The following is a 21122-nucleotide window of genomic DNA, read 5'->3' as shown; positions in this document are numbered from 1 at the left end:
ATAGGTCCGCAATGTGCCCCCCACCCGACGATCGGCAGACCGTTTGTCCGCCTTTCCCCGCCGCCCTTGCACGCCGCTCTCGGCGCCGCGCGGGGCTGGCAGGCAGATTAGCAATCGTCATTCGGTCAGTGTTCCGCGGTAGGCCTCGGCGTCAAGCAGCGACGAGATGGACGACTCCAGGGCGGCTACGTCGGACACCTGGACATCCACGAGCCACCCGGCCCCGTAGGGGTCGGAGTTGACCAGCTGCGGACTGCCTTCCAGATCGGCGTTGACCGCGGAGACCGTGCCCGACACCGGCGCGTACAGATCCGACACCGATTTGGTCGACTCGACCTCGCCGAAGGATTCACCCGCGGTCACCTCGGTGCCGACGTCGGGCAGCTGAACGAAGACGACATCGCCCAGCGCCGACTGCGCGAAGTCGGTGATCCCGACCCGCACGACGTCGTCACCGCTTCGGCGAACCCATTCGTGTTCGGCGGTGTAGTGCAGATCGGGCGGGATATCGCTCACGAGTAATCCTGTTCTGTGCGGATGCGCTCACTTGACGGGCTGAGCGTATTGGTGCGGTTTTGGTTGTCGCAAGGTGGTCACGTCCACTCGGTCGGCCTGCCGCACGGACATCCGCGCGCCCACGCGCTTGATGCTGTCCTCGGCGCCGCCCGGAATGTTCATCGCCGCGGCCAGGGTGGGCGGATCGCCAATGGCCAGAATCGAATACGGGGGCGACAGCGTCTTGGTGTCGACGGTCAGCGACCCGGGCATGCCCACCACCCAGGTATCGACACCCACGCGCACGGACTGGTGTCCATCGTTGATCTCGATCGCCTCGGCGCCGGCGGCGCGCAGTTCGTTGATCACGTCGAGCATCACCTCCGGCGACACGCCGGGCCCGGGGTCGTCGATGGTGACCGTGACGCCTGGCCCGGTGGCGCCCACCGCACCGACCAAGATGGACAGGGCGGCCAGCTTGGCCTGCGCGGCCTGTATCGCGGCCTGGTCGTTGTTGCCCGACGCCTGCAGCGAATTCAGCGTGTTCTGCAATTCATTCACTTCGGCGTTGAGGGTGGCCTCGCGCTGCCGCAAGGAATCCAAGAGCACCAACAAGTCTGCGGGACGCGCCGTTTCCAGCGAATCACCCGACTCGTTCTGGCGGACCTGCGTGACGATGGCGATGCCCAGCAGCAGACACAACAGCACCGCCAACGTCCCGAAAGCCAGCCGGGAACGGCCGCCGCGGACCAGCCCCGACAGTCCGGTGCGGCGCACCGGGCCGATCTCCGGGCGCGGGCGCTTGGACGGCAATTCGTGCCGGCCGTGCGGCGCGCGGCCTTCCGCTTCACCCGTTTCCGCGGCGCCGCCGGGCGGTTCCTCGCTCACGCCGGCCCCACCTTGGCCATGGCGCCGCTTCCCTTCGCTTCGCTCCGCATCGTCACCGGCCGCCCGTCACGCCCCGAACAGCCGGCGGCGCAGCGCGGCGGCATTGCCGAAGATGCGGATGCCCAACACCACGATGATCGCCGTGGACAACTGCGTGCCCACGCCCAATTGGTCTCCGACATAGACGATCAGCGCGGCCACGAAAACGTTGAACACGAACGAGACCACGAAGACCTTCGGGTCGAAGATCCGTTCCAGGTAGGCGCGCAGGCCGCCGAACACGGCGTCGAGCGCCGCCACCACCGCGATCGGCAGGTACGGCTGGACCACCTCGGGCACCGCGGGGTGGAACACCAGGCCCAGCACGATGCCGATCGCCAGCGCCGCGATGCCGATCATGCGCGCTTGCCGTTCCGTGACTCGCACAGGCGAAGATGTCTGCCGAGGACTTTTCTCACTGTGGCCCAATCTGTTTGGCGAACTTGGTATCCCGGATCGATCCGGCGGGAAGTGTCAGCCCGTCGGCGGCGTCCACGGTGACGACGACACCGTAGGAGACCTCGAGGAGCTTGAGGCGCTGCCGGCCCGAGCTCTGGTCGAAGACGTCCCGCATCGCGCGGGGCGGGCCCACCGCGAGAATCGTGTACGGGCTGCTGGTGGGGTTGTTGTCGACCAGGATCGCCCCACCGGCTTGCCGGATGGTCACATTCGGCCCGATGCGGACGCCGCCGACCGAGATCGCCTCGGCCCCGCTCGCCCACAACGAGTTGACGACCAGCTGCAGGTCCCGGTCCAGGATGATCTGCCTGCTGCCGCTGACCCGCTGCTTGGAGACGTCGGAAAGGTTGGGGCCGGCACCGGGATCGGTCACGGTCACCTTCAAGCCGGGCCCGATGACGGGCCGGCTCGCCGCCGCCAGGCCGAGCGCATCGAGACGGGCCAATAGCCGCTGTCCTTCGGCGTCGTCGGCCAGCGCGCGCCGCTGCACGTCGTCGACTCGAGCGGACAGCTCGCTGCGCCGTTGGGCGAGTTTTGCCGCGGTGCTCTCCGTCGAACGCACGTTGCCCAGCAAGAGCTGCTGCGCGGAGCGCACACCGGGGGCGACCGAGCGCGCCTGCGCGACGGCGGCGGCGAAGACGGTGGCGATCAGCAGCGCCGCTAACGCCTGCCAGAGCCAGCCGCAGGCGCGTTCACGCCCGCCCTCGCGGGTCGAAGCGCCGCGCCGCTTCTGCGCGGCCGCGGCGTAGCCGGGATCGAGGTGCTCGGAAAGCAGGGCGCGCAGGAGCGAAGGCACCGGGATCAGCTTCGGCCGCGACGCCACGTGTGCGCTGCGGCCGGCGTTGGGGTCGTAGCCGCCCAGCAGGCGGTCAGGGTCAGCCACGATCGACCGCCTCGGGCAGGTGCGCGCCGTGTTTGAGCCGGGGCATTCGGCGGATGACCAGCGTCATCTGCACCACATACAGCGCGAACGCCCACAGATAGCCATACATGCCCCAGATCAGGAAGGCCCAGCCGCAGGCCCCGACCACCCGGCTCCACAGGGCATCCCACGTGCCGAGCAGGACCAGCGGAAAGCCTGACATCAACGCGAACGTGGCGGCCTTGCCGATGTAGGTCACCGGCAGCGCGGACAAGCCGCGGCTCCACAGCAGCGGCAGCGTCGCAGCCAGCAGCCCGTCGCGCGCCAGCAGGATGCCGACGAACCACCACGGCACGATCCCGCTCAGCGCCATCACGACGGGCACGCAGATCATGTAGAGGCGGTCGACCGCCGGATCCAGCAGGACGCCGAGCCGCGAGGACTGGTTGAGCAGTCGGGCGATCTTGCCGTCGGCCCAGTCCGACGCGCCGCTGAACATCAGGATCCCGACCGCCCAACCGTTGGCGTGGGCGAACAGCAGGGCGTAGACGAACACCCCGATGAGCACCAGGCGGATCGCGCTCAACGCGTTGGGCACCGTCAGCACCCGGTCGGATGGAAGCGCCGGCTCCATAAGCCGTGACCTTAACGCGGCCATATTGCGGTCCGTTAAACGGCTTAGCGGAAGACCCCGGGCAGGCTGAGCGTCGAGAGCGTGTCGTCCGACAGCGGATTGTCGTTGACCATGTAAGTCCACGTCGAGGTTGGCCGGGCCAGCTTGGACAGATCCAGGCCCTGCTCCTCTTCGAGGACGTTGGCCGTCTCGAACGTCTGCTGCGCGGCCTCGATGGCGTCGGCGGCCAGCGACGCGAACGCATCGACCGCAAGCCGGTGGAACTCGTCCAACGGGTTCTGCCGGCCCAGCGCGCGCAGGTGGATGCTTTCGCGGATGTCCGCCAGGTACGCCAGGTGATCGGCCCACCCGCGGTCGAGGTGGTAGAGCATGATCTGCCGGCAGATCTTCTCCAGACGGTCTTCGGCGATGTCCTTGGACAGCGCCTTGTACCGCTTGGGCGCCAGTTCGGCGAGCTCCTCACGCGCGGTTGCGGTGCGCAGCAACGTGTTCCGGCGATCGACGATGATGGCGCGCTGCTGGGCGATCAGCTGGTTGTAGCGCCAGGTATTGGCGTGCACGTCCAGCATCCGGCCCTCGGCGACGCGCTGGGCGTGGTCGAGCAGCCCGGCCGCTTTGGGGCTGACGATCCGGCCGTCGTCGTCGGTTTCCATCGGCAGCTTGTTGTGGTCGAGGTTGGCCGCGACCACATCGTCTTCCCAGCTCGAGAAGAACACCGACGAGCCGGGGTCGCCCTGGCGGCCGGCGCGCCCGCGCAGCTGGTTGTCCAGCCGCTCGGTGTGATGCCGTCCGGTGCCCACCACGTGCAGGCCGCCGAGCTCGGCTACCCGGTCGTGGTCGGCCTCGTCGGACCCACCGAGCCGAATGTCGGTGCCGCGCCCGGCCATCTGCGTCGAGACGGTGACCACCCCGAACTTGCCGGCCTCGGCGATGACCTCCGCCTCCTCGGCGTCGTTCTTCGCGTTGAGCACCACCGCGGGCACACCGCGGCGCAACAGCCGCTCGTGCAGTTCCTCCGACTCGGCCACGTCGCGGGTCCCGACCAGCACCGGCTGCCCGGTCTCGTGCACCTCGACGATGTGCTCGACGATCCCGTCGTTCTTGGCGGCGGCGGTGATGTAGACGCGGTCGGACTCGTCCTCGCGAATGTTGGGCTCATTCGGCGGAATCGGTGACACGCCGAGCTTGTAGAACTGGCGCAGCTGCTCCCCGGCGGCCAGCGCGGTGCCCGTCATTCCGCACACCGTCTCGTAGCGGTTGATCAATGCCTGGACCGTGATCGTGTCGAGCACTTCCCCGGTTTCGGTGGTCTCGATCCCCTCCTTCGCCTCGACGGCCGCCTGCAGGCCGTCGGGCCAGCGCTGCAGTTGCGCGATGCGGCCGCGCGCGGCGTTGATCAGGTGCACCGCGTCGTCCCGGACGATGTAGTGCACGTCGCGCTGCAGCAGCACGTGCGCGTGCAGCGCGACGTTGACCTCGGTCAGGGTCGTGCCGACGTGCTCCTCGGAGTAGAGGTCGATGCCGCCGAGCGCCTTCTCCACCTTGCGCGCCCCGACGTCGGTCAGATGGACGTTGCGGCTGTCGGAGTCGGTGTCGTAATCCGTTTCCGGGGACAGTTCGCCGACCAGCTTGATGATCTCCAGCCGCGGGGTCTCCCGGTGTGTGGTGCCCGCCAGCACCAGCGGCACCAGGGCCTCGTCGACGAGCACCGAGTCGGCCTCGTCGATCAGGGCCACGTCGGGGTTCGGCGACACCAGGTCGTCGACGTCGACCACGAGCTGGTCGCGCAGCACGTCGAAACCGATCTCGTTGACCGAGGCGTAGGTGACTTCGCAGCCATAGGCGGCGCGACGCTCCTCGCTGGTCGACTCGGCGGTGATCCAGCCGACCGTCAGCCCCATCGCCTCGAGCAGGGGGCCCATCCACTCCGCGTCGCGGCGGGCGAGGTAGTCGTTGATCGTCACCACGTGCACGTGCCGCCCGGCGAGGGCGTAGCCGGCCGCCGCGATCGCCCCGGAGAGCGTCTTGCCCTCACCGGTGGCCATTTCGATGACGTCGCCGGCGAGCATTCGCAGCGCACCGAGCAGCTGCACGTCGAACGGGCGCAGCGTGGTCGCCCGTTCGGCCGCCTCCCTGGCGATCGCCAGGAATTGCGGGATGTCCTCAGACTCGGCGAGGTCGTCTAGCTTGAGCAGCTTGGCGGCCTTCCGCAGCTGCTCGTCGGTGAGCCCGGCGGCCTCCTCGTCGTATTCGGACGAGTCGGTGACCTGGGAAAGGGAGCGGTTGCGGTTCTTCTCGGTGCTGGCGCCGAGCAGTCGCCAAAATCGGCTGCTCAGGCGGCCGGGTTGCGCGCGGGTGGTCTTTGGCACAGGTCAACGGTACGCGAGCCGCCCGCCGGCGCGACCGTGCGTGTCTGCCCGGCGACACGCCGCAGACGGTGGCATTTTCAGCACCTTCGCGGCCCCGCCCGGCACGTCAAGCGAGGTTGGATCGGCGTGGGTAGGCGACGCCGGGGTCGGTGAGCACGTTGACCACCGACGGCAGGCCGCTGGCGAAGGCGCGTTCCAGCGCGGGCCGCAGCTCCGCCGGCGCGGAGACCAGCTCGCCGTGGCCGCCCAGGGCGCGCACCACCTCGTCGTAGCGGGTGCCCGGCCGCAGTTCCGCCACCACCGAATAGCCGTACAGCGCCTCCATCGGATGTTTCTCCAACGCCCAGATCCCGTTGTTGCCGACCACCGAGACCACGGGCACGTTGTGCCGGACCAGGGTGTCCCATTCCATGCCGCTGAACCCGAAGGCGCCGTCGCCCTGCAGCAGGACGACCTGACGGTCCGGCCGGGCCAGCTTGGCGGCCAGCGCGTAACCGGGGCCCGAGCCGAGGCAGCCGAAGGGGCCGCTGTCCAGCCAGCAGCCCGGCTGATAGCTGTCGATCACCCGGCCGGCGTAGGACCCGAAGTCGCCGGCGTCGATGACGACGATGGCGTCGCGGTCCAGCATCGGCGCCAGCTCCGCGTACACCCGCATGGGATGCAGCGGCACGCGCTCGTCGGCCAGATCGGCCTTTTCCTTTCCGCGCGCGGCGGTCTCGGCGGTGCGCAGTTCGTCGATCCAGTCGCGGTGGTCGGTCCCGCCCCCGGACGCGAGGGCCGCGAGTATGGACAACAGGTCGCCGTAGAGCTCGGCTTCGACCGGGCGCGGATGCCTGCGTTCGGGTTCGGCGCGGTCCACCACGATGAGCCGGGTCTGCGGCCCGAACACCCCGCCGAAGCCCAGCCGGAAATCCATCGGCACCCCGACGATCAGCGCAACATCGGCCTCGCCCAACGCTTTTCCTCGCACCCGGGAGAACGCCAACGGGTGATCGGCGGGCACCGCGCCGCGGGCCATCCCGTTCATCAGGACCGGGATCTGGAGTTCCTCGGCGAGGCGCAGCAGGGCGGCCTCCCCGTGCCCCCACCAGACGTTGGTGCCGGCCATGATGACCGGCCGCCGGGCCGCCGACAGCAGGCTCGCGGCGCGGCCCAGGGCGGCGCCGTCCAGGTCGTCCACGCCAGGACCCGGCGGCAGGTCGGTGAGGGCACCGGGACGCCCGTGATCCTCGGACATGGAAAACACGTGGTCCATGGGGAAGTCGACGAAGCCGACCCCCGAGGGTGCGCCGACCGCCGCCCGCAACGCCTCGTCGACGAGCCGGCCGGCGTCCTCGGCGGACTGCGCCGTCGCGGCGAAGCGGGCCAGCGGCGCCACGAACGGCACGTGGTCGATCTCCTGCAGCGAACCCATGCCCCACCGCCCGGCCGGTGCCCGGCCGCCCAGCACGACGAGCGGCGACTGGTTCTGCTGTGCGGCCGCCATCGCGCTCATCCCGTTGGTGACGCCCGGTCCCGCCGTGAGTGCGGCGACGCCGGGCACCCGCGTCACTTTCGACCATCCTTCGGCGGCGAAGGCCGCGGTCTGCTCGTGGCGGGTATCGATCAGCCGGATCCCCTCCTCGCGGCAGCCGTCGTAGACCGAGAACAGGTGGCCGCCGGACAACGTGAAGAGGGTGTCTACACCGCTGGCCCGCAGGCGCCGCGCGATGAGCCTGCCGGCGTGCAATGTTTGTGTGGGAATGGCGTCGGTGCTCATAACCGCAGCCTATCCAGATCCTTCGGGTACCTTCGCCGGAGGATTTGAAGTGCCCGCCGAGTCCACCAGCGCGACCGTGAGGAGACAACGACCATGGGTCCAAAGCCGTTCAAGCCCTCGATCAACTGGTCGGCGGCGGCCGTGGATTCCCTGCGGTGGGTCGCCATCGCCTGGCTGATCAGCGCCGTCTGTCTGTTCGTCGCGCTGGTGCTGTTCAGATATCTCACCCCGTGGGGGCGGCAGTTCTGGCGGATCACGCGCGGGTACTTCGTCGGGGCGCGCAGCATCGGCGTCTGGCTGATGCTCGGCGTGCTGTTGCTGTCGGTGCTGCTCTCGGTCCGGCTGACGGTGTTGCTCAGCTACCAGGGCAACGACCTGTACACGGCGGTGCAGAAGGCGGTCCAGGGCATAGCGGCCGACGACGACGCGGTCAAACAGTCCGGCATTCATGGCTTCTGGATGTCCATCGCGATCTTCAGCGTGCTGGCCACCCTGTACGTCATCCGGTTCATGATCGACATCTACCTGACCCAGCGGTTCATCATCGCCTGGCGCATATGGCTGACGTCGCATCTCACCGACGACTGGCTTGACGGCCGGGCCTATTACCGGGACCTGTTCATCGACAACACGATCGACAACCCCGACCAGCGCATCCAGCAGGACATCGACATCTTCACCGCGAACGCGGGCGGCACCCCGAACATCCCGTCCAACGGGACCGGCAGCACCTTGCTGTTCGGGGCCGTCAACGCGGTCGCCTCGGTGATCTCCTTCGCCGCGATCCTGTGGAACCTGTCGGGAAACCTCAACGTGTTCGGCGTCGACTTTCCGCGCGCGATGTTCTGGACGGTCCTGGTCTACGTGTTCATCGCCACGCTGGTCGCGGTGTGGCTGGGGCATCCGCTGATCCGGCTGAGCTTCAACAACGAGAAACTGAACGCCGCGTTCCGCTATGCCTTGGTGCGACTGCGCGACGCCGCCGAGGCCGTGGGCTTCTACCGCGGTGAGCGCGTCGAGCGGACGCAACTGTGGCGGCGGTTCACGCCGATCATCGACAACTACCGCAAGTTCGTGCGCCGGACCATCATCTTCAACGGGTGGAACTGGTCGGTGTCCCAGGCGATCGTCCCGCTGCCTTGGGTGATTCAGGCGCCGCGGCTGTTCGCCGGGCAGATCGACTTCGGCGACGTCGGCCAGAGCGCGACCGCCTTTGGCAACATTCACGATTCACTGTCCTTCTTCCGCAACAACTACGACGCCTTCGCCGCCTTCCGGGCGGCCATCATCCGGTTGCACGGCCTGGTCGACGCCAACAGTCAGGGCCGCGCGCTGCCGACCATGCTGGTCAAGCCGAGCGAGGAGACGGCCGTCGAGCTGCGCGACGTCGAGGTGCGCACGCCGGGCGGCGACCGGCTGATCGATCCGCTGGATGTTCAACTGGCCGAAGGCGACTCGCTGGTGATCACCGGGCGCTCCGGCGCGGGCAAGACCACGCTGCTGCGCAGCCTGGCCGAGTTGTGGCCGTATGCGTCCGGGACCCTGTGCCGTCCCGACGGCGAGAACGCGACGATGTTCCTCTCGCAATTGCCCTACGTGCCGCTGGGCAGCTTGCGCACCGTCGTGTGCTATCCGAACTCGCCGGACGGAGTTTCCGATGACGAATTGCGGGAGGTGCTCACCAAAGTCGCGCTGGCCCCGCTGCTCGACCGGCTCGACGAGGAGCGCGATTGGGCCAAGGTGCTCTCCCCCGGCGAACAGCAGCGGGTCGCTTTCGCGCGGATCCTGCTGACCAAACCGAAGGCCGTCTTCCTGGACGAGGCCACCTCCGCGCTCGACGAGGGCCTGGAATTCGCGCTCTATCAATTGGTTCGGACCGAGCTCCCGGACTGCGTCGTGGTCAGCGTCAGTCATCGGCCCACCGTCGAGCAGCATCACGAACAACAGCTGCAATTGCTCGGCGGCGGCCCCTGGCGGTTGGGCCCCGTGGAGGAGAAGAAGGAGCCCGCGGGCGTCTAGCGCCTACGCGCTCCGGCGCGGTGTCTTAACGCTCCTGCGCGCTCCTGGCGCCGTGCGCCGCGTGCGCTCCGGCGCGGCGCCCGAAGAACGAGCCCTCCCCCAGTTGGGTGCCGCTCGCGTAGCCCTTGCCGTCCTGGGCGATGTTGGAGGCGCAGGCGCCGGCCGCATACAAGCCGGGCACGACGGTGCCGTCTTCGCGCAGCACCTCGCCGTCGACGGACGTGGCCAGACCACCGATCGTGAAACCGGCATACATCGCCTTGCCCAGTGACATGTCGAACGCGCCCCAGGGGCCTTGATCCTGCGCCGCAAGGAATTCGGGCTGCTTGTGAAAGTCGGGGTCCTCGCCGCGGGCGGCGTTGGCGTTGTAGCGGTCGAGCGTTGCCACCAGGTTGCCCTCCGGAATGCCAAGCGCCGCTTCCATTTCCGGGACGGTTTCCCAGCCGTCGATCAGCGGAACCAGCGGCATCTTCGGGTGCTCCAGGTGCGCCTCGTCGACGATGAGGAACGCCGCGCTGTCGGGCTGGTCCATGATGAACCCGGAAGTCCGCGAATGGTAGGAATCTTCGGCGACGAAACGCTGGCCGAGCTTGTTGACGATGATGCCGGTCAACAGGATCGACGGCGGGTAGGGCGGCGCCGTGATGAAGATCTGGTCCATGTGTTCGGTTGCGCCGCCTGCCGAAACGCCCAGCCGGATGCCGAGGCCGTCGTCGTAGGTATTGCCCAGCACGAACGGCTTCTCGGCCAGCTTCGGCGTGTACTTGGCAACCATCTCGGGGTTCATCACGAATCCCCCGGCGGCAATGATCACCGACTTTGCTTTGATCGCACCGGTTTCGGCGAAGTGCTTCCACATCACACCGCTCACCGAACCCGAACCGTCCAGGATGAGCTCGGTGGCTCCGGTCTCGTACCGGATCTGGACGCCCAGGCTGGCGGCGCGCTTCAGCAGCAGATCGATGACCATGCTGGCGCCCCCGGTGTCACCGGGCACCGGCACCTTGTGCCCGCGCGGCGCGGGCACGGCCTGCTCCAGGAAGGGCCACACCTTCTCGTTGCCGGTGAACATCAGGCCCTCGGTGTTGGGCTGGATGACAGCCTTGCCCGGGAAGTAGCTGCGCTCGAACTGAAAGCCCAAGTCTTCCAACCAATCGAAATGCTCGACGCTGCCCTCGCAGTAGGCCCGAATCTTCTCGTGGTCCGGCTGCCGGGACACGGCGACCAGGTACTTGTACATCTCCTCGGGCGAATCGGGGTGGCCGGTCGCCCGCTGGACCGCCGTGCCCCCACCGAGGTAAAAGTGGCCGCCCGCAAGCGAAGTCGTGCCGCCCGCCACGGCGGCGCGCTCGAGCACCAGCACTCGCGCCCCGGCGGCCGCGGCGCTGACGGCGGCGCAGCCGCCCGCGATTCCGAAGCCGACCACCACGACGTCAACGTCATCCGACCACGATGTGACGTCGTCCGCGTTGACCGTTGCCGGAATCTCGGTGCTCATTGGCGCTGCTCCTGTTTGATGTAGTCGTAAAACGCCCTCATTTCGGGCGCTATGTACGCGATCTCCACGAACGGGACTGCCGCCCGGGGCGCCGACACATAGGCGAACTGAATGCCGCCGGGCATCACGCCCTGCTGCACCACCGGGGCCCCGAACTCCACCGCCTCGGCCAATGTTGCGTCGAATTGCTGCGGGCTTTCGACCTCTATGCAGATGTGGTGCAGACCCGGCGCGGATTCGCGCAGAAAGTCACTATAGATGTTCTCCCCGCTGACCGGCTGAATCAGCTCCAGCTGCATGTCACCGAGATAGCTCAACGAGATGCTGGCGACGAAATCGGCCGGCTTGCCGAGGTAACTGCAGGTGTCCGGAGCAAAGTGCACCTCGGGTATCCGCACCCACTTGCGCACACCTAACAGGCCGGTGAGGGCGGTTTCGGTGGCATCCAGGTCGGTGGTAACCCAGGCGATCTGCGTCGGCGATTGAACGGGAAGGGTCATCGTCTCGCAGGATAGTCCAGTGCCTCGGCCGCCAGAAAGGGCCGCGAAAACTTTGCCGTCGCGGGCCGGCGCGCCGCTGTGAAAGCCGGGTGAACATGTTCTAATTCGCCCGGCCGACCCGTCAGTGCCGGGCCAGCACGTCCACCAGCAGCCCAAGCTGCGCGTCGAACACCGCCTCGGGGTCGGTCAGGGTGTCACTGCCGTATTGCCCGAACACCTCGAGGCTGATTGCTCCCAGCACCCCGGCCCACAGCAGAAAGCACTTGGCGACCACCTGGTCGTCGCCGGGAAAACCGAACTCGTGGCGAATCCGTTCGAAGTCCGACGACATCGGTTGTGGGGCAACGACATCCGTCAGCCTGATGTCCCCGGTGGCGATCCCGGATGCAACGGCGTCGAAGAAGGCCGCCACCACCCGGGTTCCCGCGACCACCGTGCGCTCTGGCGGGGCGTGGTAGCCGGGCACCGGACTGCCGTACAGCAGGGCCCATCGGGAGGGGTGCGCGACGGCCCATCGCCGGGTCGCGCGGGCGATCGCGATGACATCGTCGCTCCAGAGCTCGCCGACCGTCTCGCGTGCGCGGTCCACGGCGTCGGCCAGATCCGAGTAGGCGTCGACCAGCAGCAACGTCAGCAACTCGTCGCGGCTGGACACGTACCGGTACACGGCCGACGACACCATGCCGAGGTCGCGGGCGATCGCGCGCACGGACAATCCGGCCGCCCCACGATCCACCAGCTGCCGGCGACCCAGCTCGATGATGCGCGCCTCGGTCTGCTCCCGGGTGTCCTGGCGTTTGCCCACGCGGCCAGTCTGGCACAACCGAGATCACCGCTCTTGCTTTCCGGCCAGGACTGTGGCAGTGTCGCGGGCAAAGAGAGCAGTGCTCTCGTTAGATTGCGAGAGAGGACGCGACATGTCCACGCGATACGAAGAACCGAACGGGGCCGCACGCGCCGCCAACGCGGTGATCCGCTGGCTCGCCGAGATGGGTGTCAGCATCGCCGGGACGCGTGCGCTGCGCGTCCGCGGGCGCAAGAGCGGTAAACCGCGTGCGGTGGTCATCAACGTGCTGACCGTCGACGGCGTGGACTACCTGGTCTCACCCCGCGGCAACACCCAGTGGGCCCGCAACGTGCGGGCCGCGGGGGTCGTCGAGACGGGCCCCCGCTGGCGCCGGCGGCGCGCCCGAGTCAGCGAGGTCGCCGACGCGGCCAAACCGGAGCTGCTGCGACGCTACCTCGACCGCTGGTATTGGCAGGTGAAGGACTACGTCGCCGGGCTGACCCCGGACAGCACCGACGAGCAATTCCGCGCGGTCGCGCCCACCATCCCGGTGTTCGCCCTCGCGGCGGCCGACGCGACCCGCTGAAGGGCCTACCGAGCGCCCCGCGCCACCCCGAGATCCTCACGGACCTCTTCGGACGTCGCCCGCCACGACACCGCGGCCGGAAAATCACCCCACACGCTGTTGAAGATCCCCACGAGCAGCCCGGGACCGGCGCTGGAAGGCAGATACACCGGGCCGCCGGAGTCGCCGTTGTGGCTCTGCACGCCGTGCGACATGGTGAACCAGCCGTTGTTCACGCTCTCCACCGTCCCGCATGTTTCGCCGGTGCTCACGCCGAAATGGCAGATCGCCTGCCCGGGTGCCAGCGCCGCCGCCGGGTTCGAAATCAGTTGACGTCCGCCAGGCAGGACGTTGTTCGCCATCACGCCGTTGTCCAGCACGATCGCCTCATAGTCGGTGATCAACTGGTCGGTCGCCACCGTCGTCCCGCTGGGAGTGTTGTCCCGGAAGGCCGCCAGCCGGCCGATGACCGCTCCGCCGCGGTCGGTGACGACCCCCTCGCCACCCCGGCAGTGCCCCGCGGTGAAGGCGATCTTCATGCCGGGATCGACGTAGCCCAGCGTGCAGACGCGGTTGCCCTGGTGGATCTCCATGCCCGGATAGACCACAACGGGGTCCGCTTCGGCCGGCGCAAGCGGCAGCCACTGCGCGAGCGCGGCCGCGGTGACCGACGCGATGAATGCGCGCATTGCCAGGCGACGCACCATGTACTCCGATCCGTCGGGGCCAAATCTCGACCGATTTGAGATTACGGCGTGACTTTGCGTTACGCAGAAGTCTTCGCGCCGTCCGTCACCGGCGTTACGTCGATGTCGCCACCGCAACGGCCGCCTCGGCCTGCTCCGCGCCGCGCGGCGCCCAACCGGGCGGCCCGAAAACGTAGCCCAGGCGATCGCGAAGCCGAGTCGCCGTACGCCAGTCGCGGGCGATCGCGACGTATTCGCGGGTCTGCAGCTTCCAGATGTTGAACGTGTCGACCCGCTTGGTGAGGCCGTAGTGCGGCCGGAAGAGCTCGGCCTGGAAGCTGCCGAACAGCCGGTCCCAGATGATGAGGATTCCGCCGTAGTTCTTGTCGAGGTAGATCTGGTCCATCCCGTGGTGCACGCGGTGGTGCGACGGGGTGTTGAACACGAACTCGAACGGCCGCGGCAACTTGTCGATCCGCTCGGTGTGCACCCAGAACTGGTAGATGAGGCTGATCGAGAAGCTGAAGAACACCATCCAGGGCGGTATCCCCAGCAACGGCAGCGGAACCCACATCAGGATCTCGCCGCTGTTGTTCCACTTCTGGCGCAGGGCCGTCGCGAAGTTGAAGTATTCGCTGGAGTGATGGGCCTGGTGCGTCGCCCAGATCAACCGCACCCGGTGCGCGATCCGGTGGTAGGCGTAGTACAGCAGGTCGACGCCGACCAGCGCGATCACCCAGGTGTACCAACGGCCGACCGAGAGGTGCCAGGGCGCCACGTAGGCGTACAGGGCGGCGTAGCCGAACAGTGCCAGTGTCTTCCACGCGGCGGTGGTGCCCACCGAAACCAGACCCATCGAGATGCTGGCCATCGCGTCGCGGGTGAAGTACGCGCCGGACGCCGGCCGGGCGTCGCCGACGATGCTTTCCAGCTTGCGCGCCGCCGACCATTCCAGCGTCAACAGCAGCAAGAAGAAGGGAATGGCGAGCAGCACCGGGTCCCGCAGCTGCGGGGGCAGGGCGGTCACGAACTCTGAAAGCGCACTCACAGGCATAAGACTACGACGACTGGCCGCACCGCCGGGTCGCCTTGGTCCGGCATGCGGCCCACACTGTGGTGACGGGATCGACCGACGTGAGGTGTCGAGCGTTGAGCGCTGTGGTGGTGATCGGCTCGGGGTTCGCCGGGTTGTGGGCGGCGCTCGGGGCCGCCCGCCGGCTCGACGAGCTCGCCATTCCGGCGGGCACGGTCGACATCACGGTGCTGGCCGCCCGGCCGTTCCACGACATCCGGGTGCGCAACTACGAGGCCGACCTGACCCCGTGCCGCATCCCGCTCGCCGACCTGCTCGACCCCGTCGGGGTGGCACACGTCGCCACCGAGGTGACCGCCATCGACACCGACGCCCGCACCGTCGCCACGGCGGGCGGTGCGACGTACGCCTACGACCGGCTGGTGCTGGCGTCGGGCAGCCGTGTGGCCAAACCGGCCCTACCGGGCGTGCGGGAGTTCGCCTTCGACGTGGACACCTACGACGGAGCGCTGGCGCTGCGGGACCACCTCCGCCGGCTGGCCGACGATTCGCCGACGCCCGCGGCCGGCACCGTGGTCGTGGTCGGGGCGGGGCTGACCGGGATAGAAGTGTCCTGCGAGCTGCCGGACAGGTTGCGGCGGCTGTTCGCCGCGACCGGCATTGCTCCCCGGGTGGTGTTGCTGGATCGCAGCCGGATCGGCTCCGACATGGGCGCCTCGGCGCGCCCGGTGATCGAAGAGGCCCTATCGGCCAACGGCGTCGAAGCCCGGGCGGGAGTGGGTGTTGCCGCGATCGACGAGGGCGGTGTGTCGCTCACCTCCGGCGAGCGCCTCGCGGCGGCCACCGTGGTGTGGTGTGCCGGCATGCGGGCCAGCCCGCTGACCGAGCAACTGCCGGTGGCGCGCGACGGCCTGGGTCGGGTGCCCGTCGATGACTGCCTGCGGGTCATCGGTGTGCCCGCGGTCTTCGCCGCGGGCGATGTCGCCGCCGCCCGCATGGACGACGACCACCTGTCGGTCATGTCGTGTCAACACGGCCGCCCCATGGGCCGCTATGCCGGGTACAACGTCATCAGCGACCTGTTCGGAGAGCCGCTCCTGCCACTCCGAATCCCTTGGTATGTCACGGTTCTCGACCTCGGGCCGGCCGGCGCGGTCTACACCGAGGGGTGGGACCGGGTGGTCGTGTCGAGCGGCGCGCGGGCCAAGGAGACGAAGCGGACGATCAACGCCCGGCGGATCTACCCGCCGCTGAGCGGCGACCGCGCCGACCTACTGGCGGCCGCCGCGCCGGAGCTGCAGCCCCGTCCTTAGCGGTCGGACTGCGCTTCGTCGCCGGCGTACCACTGCACCGCACGGACTCCCGGCTGTAGGGAGAGTTCCGCGACCAACCGCTCCAGCCGGGACGGGGCGTCCCCGTCCATGAGGAGGTGAGCGGTCAAGGTGACCTCGTCGTCGCCGGCGTGCGCGGTATGGATGCCGCGCAGCGTGATGTCGTTGCCGCTCGCGTGCTGCACGATCTGGGCGCGCGCGTATTTCTCGTGTTTCGGGCGGGCGACCACCTGCACCAGATATGGCCGCAGGCTTTCGTCTTCGTCGCCGGTGTTGTCGCGGTCGATCAGCCGGCCAAGCGGGCGCCCGAAGACGTGGATGGCGATGACGGTCCCCGTACCGATCAACGCGAAGACCAGGTGCCCGGAGGCCGCCAGGACGCCGATGGCCGCGGAGCACCACAGGGTGGCGGCGGTGTTGAGGCCGCGGACGTTCACCCCTTCGCGCAGGATCACGCCACCGCCGAGGAACCCGATGCCGGACACCACGTAAGACGCGACCCGGGTGGGGCTGGTGTCCGTGGTGGCGGCGGCGTACAGCACGAACAACGTCGCGCCGCCGGCCACCAGCGCGTTGGTGCGCAGGCCGGCCCGGCGCGCCCGCCATTGCCGCTCAAGGCCGATCAGGGCGCCGCAGCCCACTCCGACGGCGAGCCGGAGCGCGAAGTCGGCGACGCTCAGCGTCTCCATCGGCACTCCTTCCCCTCATGACCATCCGACGCAGCCGCAGCTAATCAGGCCCAGGTGAACAGCGGGTGGACCCCAACCGAACCGGATGCGATACGGCAATGCGCGCGAAACCTGTGGGGCGCCTTGCCGTTGCGCCGCGGTCAGGACGGGCGCCGCGCTATCGCGCGCTGAGCTTCTGAGGGCAATAGTATTTCGCGGCGATCGCCAGGAACGACGTCGCGTGATCGGCGGTGAGTCCGGGGTTCTGCGCCTGCAATTCGCTCACCATTTGGGGCCCGTACTCGCCGCTGTTCATCGACTCGCACACGGCCCTGGCGAACTGGACGGCCGCGTCGGGCGTCTTGTAGGTGATGCCAGCGCTCCGCAGCGAAGCGAGGAAGCTCGACTCGTCGACGGCACCGGTGTCCGGATCAGCGTAGGCCGGCGCGGCGAGCCCGATCCCAGCCCAGACGCCGAGCAGAGCCACCAGCAGCCTCATAGCCGAGGATTGTCTCACGACGGCCGGTCGAGCGCAGCGCGGAATCACGGCTGAATCGCCTTATCGTTCAGCTCAACTCGGCCGGAGCGGGTCAAGCTTTGCTGAGGTGGTGCGGGCAGTAGTACTTCGCGGAAATCATCGCGAAGTTGGAAGCCATCTCCATGTCCATCCCCGGGTTGTGCATCTTGACGTCGTGGACCAGCTCCAGGCCCGACTCGCCGTTGTTCAAGCACGAGCACACCGCCCGGCCCGCCCCGACGGCTGCGTCCGGGCTGGCGAAGGTGAAGCCGGCTTGATGCAGGGCTGAGAGGAACGCGCCGTCGTCACCGTCCGGCACTGGCGGCGGATCCGCGTATGCCGGTGCGGCCAGTCCGATTACGAGGAAAGCGCCCAGTGGCGCCAGCAGCCGTTTCATTACCTACCTTCTTTCATGGCGGCGGCAAGAGGATCGGAGGCGTTGCCTGCCAGACCGTTTGACAGACCACACCTGGATTCTGAATGGCCTTGCCCCTCAACCCAACTGGGCATCGGCGGGCAGGACCTTGGACTTGTCTCCCTTCTTCAGGTGCACCGCGTGGATGCCGGGCTTCTTCGCCAGCTGCTCGAGCAGGGCGTCGAGCCCCTCCGGGTCGACATTGTGGTGCTGGACGGTTTCGGGTTTTTCCGATATCTGCGCGACCAGACGCTTGAGTTGTTCCGGCGATTGTTTGTCTTTGAGGTCCTTGATCGGTTTCATCCGGTTGCGCACGCTGGCGCCCACCACGGTCGGTCCGCCTGCGCCGAGGGCGCTGCCCAGCATTCCCGCCATCCCCATCGAACTGAACAGGCCGCCCTCGCCCAGGGCGGCCGCGGGCACGGCCTCGGGTCCGGCGGCCGACAACGCGGCGGCGACCGTCCTGATGGCTGGTGTGGCCGAGGCCCAGCTGGGCGGCACGGTCAACTGCCCAACCAAAGTGCCGCGCGCAAAGCCCGCCGCCGGGCTGATCGCGTCGTACAGCGTCCCCCGGCCGAAGCCCAGCACCCCCAGGCCGGCCCCCAGGGCATCCTTCGGCAACGCCCCATACGCGATAGGTGGGGCGAATTTGAGCCATTGCGACAGGGGAAAGTTGATCAGCAACCCAACGTCGTTGAACTGTGTGGTCAGCCCGAGCGGCACCTTGACCGCGTTGTACATGGCGGTGATCAGCGGGGTGCCGGCGGGAGTCGTGCCGAAGCCTTTCAAGAACGTGGTGATCGCGGTGTTGTATTGGGTGGCCAGCTGCGAGAGCCATGCCAGGATCGGGTTGCCCGGGCCCGCGGTGAGCGAGGTGGCCGCCGAGTTGATGGTGGACGCCACGCTGCCCGCCGACGTGCCCGCGGATTGGCTCATCGCGGCCGCTTGCGTCGTGGTGCCCGCGCCGGTGGTGGTCTGCGGCGGCTCGGCGAACGGGGTCAATCGGGTGGCCGCCTCCGACGAACTGGCGTAGGTGTCCATGGCCACGGCGTCTTGGGCCCACATTTCGCCGTACTGTGTCTCGGTGGCGGCGATCGCCGCCGTGTTCTGCCCGAGCAGGTTGGTCGCCATCAGCTGCGCCAAGAGCGCGCGGTTTTCCGCGATCACCGGAGGCGGCACGTGGGCGGCGAACGCCGTCTCGTAGGCCGCCGCCGCCGCGGACGCTTGGCTCGCGGCTTCCTGGGCCTGGGCGGCGGTCTGCTGCATCCAGGCGACGTACGGGTACGCCGCGGACGCCATCGCGACCGATGACGGGCCCACCCACGGCCCAGTAGTCAGGCTGGAGATCACCCCGGAATAGGCGGTGGCGGTGGACTGCAGTTCGGTGGCCAGGTTCTCCCAGGCCGTCGCGGCGGCCACCAGTGAACCCACTCCCGGCCCGGTGTACATCCGGCCCGAGTTGAACTCCGGCGGAAAGGCTCCGTAAAACATTGCTGTCCCCTTACTCAGGCGCTTGGGTCGACGGTGCTGGGCTGCTGTGCGTGGCGGTCATCGCGGTCACTCCTCGATGTAAGGGATCACGATGATGGTGGCCGCGGCCGGATCGGCCTCGGCGACCGCGCCGCCCAGTGCGCCGGCCGCCGCGGCGGTGCCTCCGACGGAGTGGGTCGCGCTGGCGGCAATCGCGCGTCCCGCCAAGCCGGACAGGGCCATCTGGCTGAAGACGCCCTCTTCGCCGGCCAGCGCGGCGGGCGCGGCGGCCAGGTTGGTAGGCAGCACCTGGGCGATCGTTCGAATCGCCGGAGCCGCTTGCGTCCAGCCCTGTGGTACCGACATGCTCCCGATCACGCGCGCCTCCCCCATGGATCCGGACACGGGCCCAACGGCGGAGCTGAGCATCGGCTTCACCGCACTCGAGCCACTGGTCAGCGGGGCGAGAGCGCCAGTGATTGCCTTCGGGCCGGACAAGTAGGCGGCGGCGCTCTGGCCGTTCTGACCCCACGCGTACGCCTGACCGAAGGACAGGAACGGACCGCCCGGGACGCTGCTCCACGACTGAGGGGAATACGGGCCCGTCAGCACCGACCAGATGTTGTTCCAGTAGTCCAGGTTTTGTCCGATTCCGGTGGTGAGGCCGGTCCCGGTCGTGCCGGCGTTCGGAGCCGCGTTGCCGGCATTGACCGCGGTCTGCATCGTCGTGCTCAGCTGGGACAGCTGCGCGGCGGTGTTGCCGCTCGACTGTGCACTCGACTGGGTGACGGCTGCCGCCTGCATCGGCCCGGCCGACTCGTTGGTGGTCTGGGGCGGCTCGGCGAACGGTGTCAGCTGCGACGCGGTCGCCGACGATGCCGCGTAGCCGTACATAGCGGCGGCGTCCTGTGCCCACATCTCCATGTACTGCGCTTCGGTGGCGGCGATCGCCGGCGTGTTCTGGCCGAGGATGTTGGTCGCGATCAGGGCCGCCAGCAGGGCGCGATTGGCCGCGATAACCGGTGGTGGGACGGTGGCCGCGAACGCGGCCTCGTAGGCGCCCGCGGCCAGCTTGGCCTGGGCGCCGGCCGCCTCGGCCTGAGCACCGGTGGCGTTGATCCACGCCACGTATGGCGCCGCGGCGGACGCCATCGCCATCGACGAAGGGCCCGTCCAGGGCCCGGTCGCCAACGTTTCGATGGTCGCGTTGTACGACGCGCCCGCGGCCTGCAACTCTGCGGCCAATTCGTCCCAGGCCGCCGCGGCGGCCAGCAGCGGGCCCGAGCCCGCACCGACATACATCCGCCCCGAGTTGATCTCCGGCGGAAGCGCCCCGAAATCCAGCATCTACTACCTCCGGTCCCGCAAGTGGCCGCCATGGTAGGCGCGGCCTTGCTGCCTCGGCCGCATCCGCGCCGCGGTTCTAAGGAAACACATGAAATCGGCTACAGAAGACATGGGCTTATTTCGCATGCTGCAGACAACGGACCATTCTCTTCCTTAGCTGATATCCCCGACAAGATTGACGTCCGACTCAAGTCAAACACCGCTCAATCAATATACGATCATCGTGAGCGAAAAGTATTCGGCCCGCGTTCCCGCCGCGTTTACGGAATGTAAAAAGTGAATGTCATCGCACTGCCGACTGGTGTGAGGATTGTCCGCAGACAGCTATCTACCAAATTCAACTATTGCCTGTTTAAGCGTCTTATAGCGACGCAGAGCAACGGTTCACACAGAACTGGTAAACCGCGATACCCCCCGAAAGCGTTAATCAGCCGAATCGCGCTTCGGCCGACCTCGCTGCATTATTTGAATTTGTTGCAATAGCTGTGAGCCGCAACCTCCTCAAGCCATATTAAAAACAACAAAATGCCCGCATGCGGGGCGATGCCGCGAATGGCGGCGGCTTAACGCTCGCACCATGGCTCGCGTGTCGGCCCGAACTAATTACCTCGGTCTCAGACGCAATTACGCCCAGCTCGAACCGACGGCGCTGTCGGTGCTGGCCATGTTGTTGCCGGCGCTCTGCACCTTCTGCCCGTGGGCGTTGGCCTGCCAGGAGTTCATCACCCAGTTGGGTCGCAACTTCCAGGTGATCTACGAGCAGGCCAACGCCCACGGGCAG

General features: G+C 68.1%; 20 protein-coding genes and 2 pseudogenes. 4 read left to right on the top strand and 18 right to left on the bottom strand.

Annotated features, from left to right (window positions below):
- Nucleotides 1-117: 117 nt before the first annotated feature.
- The 7 genes from gcvH to A9X03_RS12435 form a co-directional block, all read right to left on the bottom strand.
- Nucleotides 118-516: a glycine cleavage system protein GcvH gene (gcvH, locus tag A9X03_RS12465; protein WP_067757118.1), complete on the bottom strand. Its 399-nt coding sequence runs from the start codon at nucleotides 514-516 to the stop codon at nucleotides 118-120.
- 27 nt (nucleotides 517-543) lie between these two features.
- Nucleotides 544-1383 (bottom strand): DUF881 domain-containing protein, encoded by an 840-nt coding sequence (locus tag A9X03_RS12460; protein ID WP_067757121.1) that lies wholly within the window; start codon nucleotides 1381-1383, stop codon nucleotides 544-546.
- Between the two features lie 66 nt (nucleotides 1384-1449).
- Entirely contained in the window at nucleotides 1450-1782 is a 333-nt protein-coding gene (locus A9X03_RS12455; protein ID WP_064950365.1) for a small basic family protein, read from the bottom strand.
- Between the two features lie 55 nt (nucleotides 1783-1837).
- A complete protein-coding gene (locus A9X03_RS12450) occupies nucleotides 1838-2764 on the bottom strand; it encodes a DUF881 domain-containing protein (protein WP_068261287.1) in 927 nt (308 codons plus the stop codon).
- Nucleotides 2757-3377 carry a CDP-alcohol phosphatidyltransferase family protein gene (locus tag A9X03_RS12445; RefSeq protein WP_067757130.1) on the bottom strand — a complete coding sequence of 207 codons (621 nt, stop codon included), beginning with the start codon at nucleotides 3375-3377 and terminating at the stop codon, nucleotides 2757-2759. Before A9X03_RS12445 ends, A9X03_RS12450 begins: the two co-directional genes overlap by 8 nt.
- Nucleotides 3378-3421: 44 nt before the next feature.
- Nucleotides 3422-5746, bottom strand: a complete 2325-nt coding sequence (gene secA2 / locus A9X03_RS12440; protein WP_068261283.1) for an accessory Sec system translocase SecA2 — start codon at nucleotides 5744-5746, stop codon at nucleotides 3422-3424.
- Nucleotides 5747-5852: 106 nt separating this feature from the next.
- Nucleotides 5853-7505, bottom strand: coding sequence for an acetolactate synthase (locus A9X03_RS12435; protein ID WP_067781841.1), 1653 nt, complete (start codon nucleotides 7503-7505; stop codon nucleotides 5853-5855).
- A 93-nt stretch (nucleotides 7506-7598) separates the two neighbouring features.
- Between A9X03_RS12435 and A9X03_RS12430 the strand changes: the two genes are divergently transcribed.
- Nucleotides 7599-9524 carry an ABC transporter ATP-binding protein/permease gene (locus A9X03_RS12430; RefSeq protein WP_068261280.1) on the top strand — a complete coding sequence of 642 codons (1926 nt, stop codon included), beginning with the start codon at nucleotides 7599-7601 and terminating at the stop codon, nucleotides 9522-9524.
- Between the two features lie 25 nt (nucleotides 9525-9549).
- Here the strand turns inward: A9X03_RS12430 and A9X03_RS12425 are convergent, their stop codons facing one another.
- From A9X03_RS12425 to A9X03_RS12415, 3 genes are all read right to left on the bottom strand, one after another.
- Complete coding sequence (locus A9X03_RS12425; RefSeq protein WP_068261273.1) at nucleotides 9550-11022, bottom strand: FAD-binding protein; 1473 nt, start codon at nucleotides 11020-11022, stop codon at nucleotides 9550-9552.
- Nucleotides 11019-11522 (bottom strand): VOC family protein, encoded by a 504-nt coding sequence (locus A9X03_RS12420; RefSeq protein ID WP_067757145.1) that lies wholly within the window; start codon nucleotides 11520-11522, stop codon nucleotides 11019-11021. The genes A9X03_RS12425 and A9X03_RS12420 overlap by 4 nt, the downstream gene beginning before the upstream one ends.
- Nucleotides 11523-11643: 121 nt before the next feature.
- Nucleotides 11644-12327 carry a TetR/AcrR family transcriptional regulator gene (locus A9X03_RS12415; protein WP_197499050.1) on the bottom strand — a complete coding sequence of 228 codons (684 nt, stop codon included), beginning with the start codon at nucleotides 12325-12327 and terminating at the stop codon, nucleotides 11644-11646.
- Nucleotides 12328-12439: 112 nt separating this feature from the next.
- Between A9X03_RS12415 and A9X03_RS12410 the strand changes: the two genes are divergently transcribed.
- Nucleotides 12440-12895 carry a nitroreductase/quinone reductase family protein gene (locus A9X03_RS12410; protein ID WP_067757151.1) on the top strand — a complete coding sequence of 152 codons (456 nt, stop codon included), beginning with the start codon at nucleotides 12440-12442 and terminating at the stop codon, nucleotides 12893-12895.
- Between the two features lie 5 nt (nucleotides 12896-12900).
- Here A9X03_RS12410 and A9X03_RS12405 read toward each other — a convergent pair whose 3' ends face one another.
- Together A9X03_RS12405 and A9X03_RS12400 are read right to left on the bottom strand one after the other, a co-directional pair.
- Nucleotides 12901-13581: a hypothetical protein gene (locus A9X03_RS12405; protein WP_067757154.1), complete on the bottom strand. Its 681-nt coding sequence runs from the start codon at nucleotides 13579-13581 to the stop codon at nucleotides 12901-12903.
- A 94-nt stretch (nucleotides 13582-13675) separates the two neighbouring features.
- Complete coding sequence (locus tag A9X03_RS12400; protein WP_067890858.1) at nucleotides 13676-14608, bottom strand: sterol desaturase family protein; 933 nt, start codon at nucleotides 14606-14608, stop codon at nucleotides 13676-13678.
- A gap of 101 nt (nucleotides 14609-14709) precedes the next feature.
- On the opposite strand from A9X03_RS12400, the gene A9X03_RS12395 reads away from it, so the two are divergent.
- Nucleotides 14710-15906 (top strand): NAD(P)/FAD-dependent oxidoreductase, encoded by a 1197-nt coding sequence (locus A9X03_RS12395; protein ID WP_068261270.1) that lies wholly within the window; start codon nucleotides 14710-14712, stop codon nucleotides 15904-15906.
- Here A9X03_RS12395 and A9X03_RS12390 read toward each other — a convergent pair.
- From A9X03_RS12390 to A9X03_RS29795, 6 genes and pseudogenes are all read right to left on the bottom strand, one after another.
- Nucleotides 15903-16613, bottom strand: coding sequence for an MgtC/SapB family protein (locus tag A9X03_RS12390; RefSeq protein WP_067757163.1), 711 nt, complete (start codon nucleotides 16611-16613; stop codon nucleotides 15903-15905). The two genes, A9X03_RS12395 and A9X03_RS12390, sit on opposite strands and share 4 nt — an antisense overlap.
- A gap of 157 nt (nucleotides 16614-16770) precedes the next feature.
- Nucleotides 16771-17091 (bottom strand): DUF732 domain-containing protein, encoded by a 321-nt coding sequence (locus A9X03_RS12385; RefSeq protein ID WP_067757165.1) that lies wholly within the window; start codon nucleotides 17089-17091, stop codon nucleotides 16771-16773.
- A gap of 91 nt (nucleotides 17092-17182) precedes the next feature.
- Nucleotides 17183-17506 carry a DUF732 domain-containing protein gene (locus A9X03_RS12380; protein ID WP_067757168.1) on the bottom strand — a complete coding sequence of 108 codons (324 nt, stop codon included), beginning with the start codon at nucleotides 17504-17506 and terminating at the stop codon, nucleotides 17183-17185.
- A 96-nt stretch (nucleotides 17507-17602) separates the two neighbouring features.
- Entirely contained in the window at nucleotides 17603-19015 is a 1413-nt protein-coding gene (locus tag A9X03_RS12375) for a PPE family protein (protein WP_067757172.1), read from the bottom strand.
- Nucleotides 19016-19081: 66 nt separating this feature from the next.
- Nucleotides 19082-20341: a PPE family protein gene (locus A9X03_RS12370; RefSeq protein ID WP_067757175.1), complete on the bottom strand. Its 1260-nt coding sequence runs from the start codon at nucleotides 20339-20341 to the stop codon at nucleotides 19082-19084.
- 624 nt (nucleotides 20342-20965) lie between these two features.
- Nucleotides 20966-21052, bottom strand: a pseudogene (locus A9X03_RS29795) (type VII secretion protein EsxI); the annotation flags it as partial.
- Here A9X03_RS29795 and esxL point away from each other — a divergent pair.
- Nucleotides 21048-21122: pseudogene (esxL, locus tag A9X03_RS29790) on the top strand (type VII secretion system ESX-5 protein EsxL); the annotation flags it as partial. The pseudogenes A9X03_RS29795 and esxL sit on opposite strands and share 5 nt — an antisense overlap.

The sequence above is a fragment of the Mycobacterium sp. E1715 genome (genome assembly GCF_001667625.1).
In the GTDB taxonomy this organism is placed as follows: Bacteria; Actinomycetota; Actinomycetes; order Mycobacteriales; family Mycobacteriaceae; genus Mycobacterium.
Note: the sequence above shows the minus strand (reverse complement) of the source record. Positions and strands in the feature narration are given on the sequence as shown.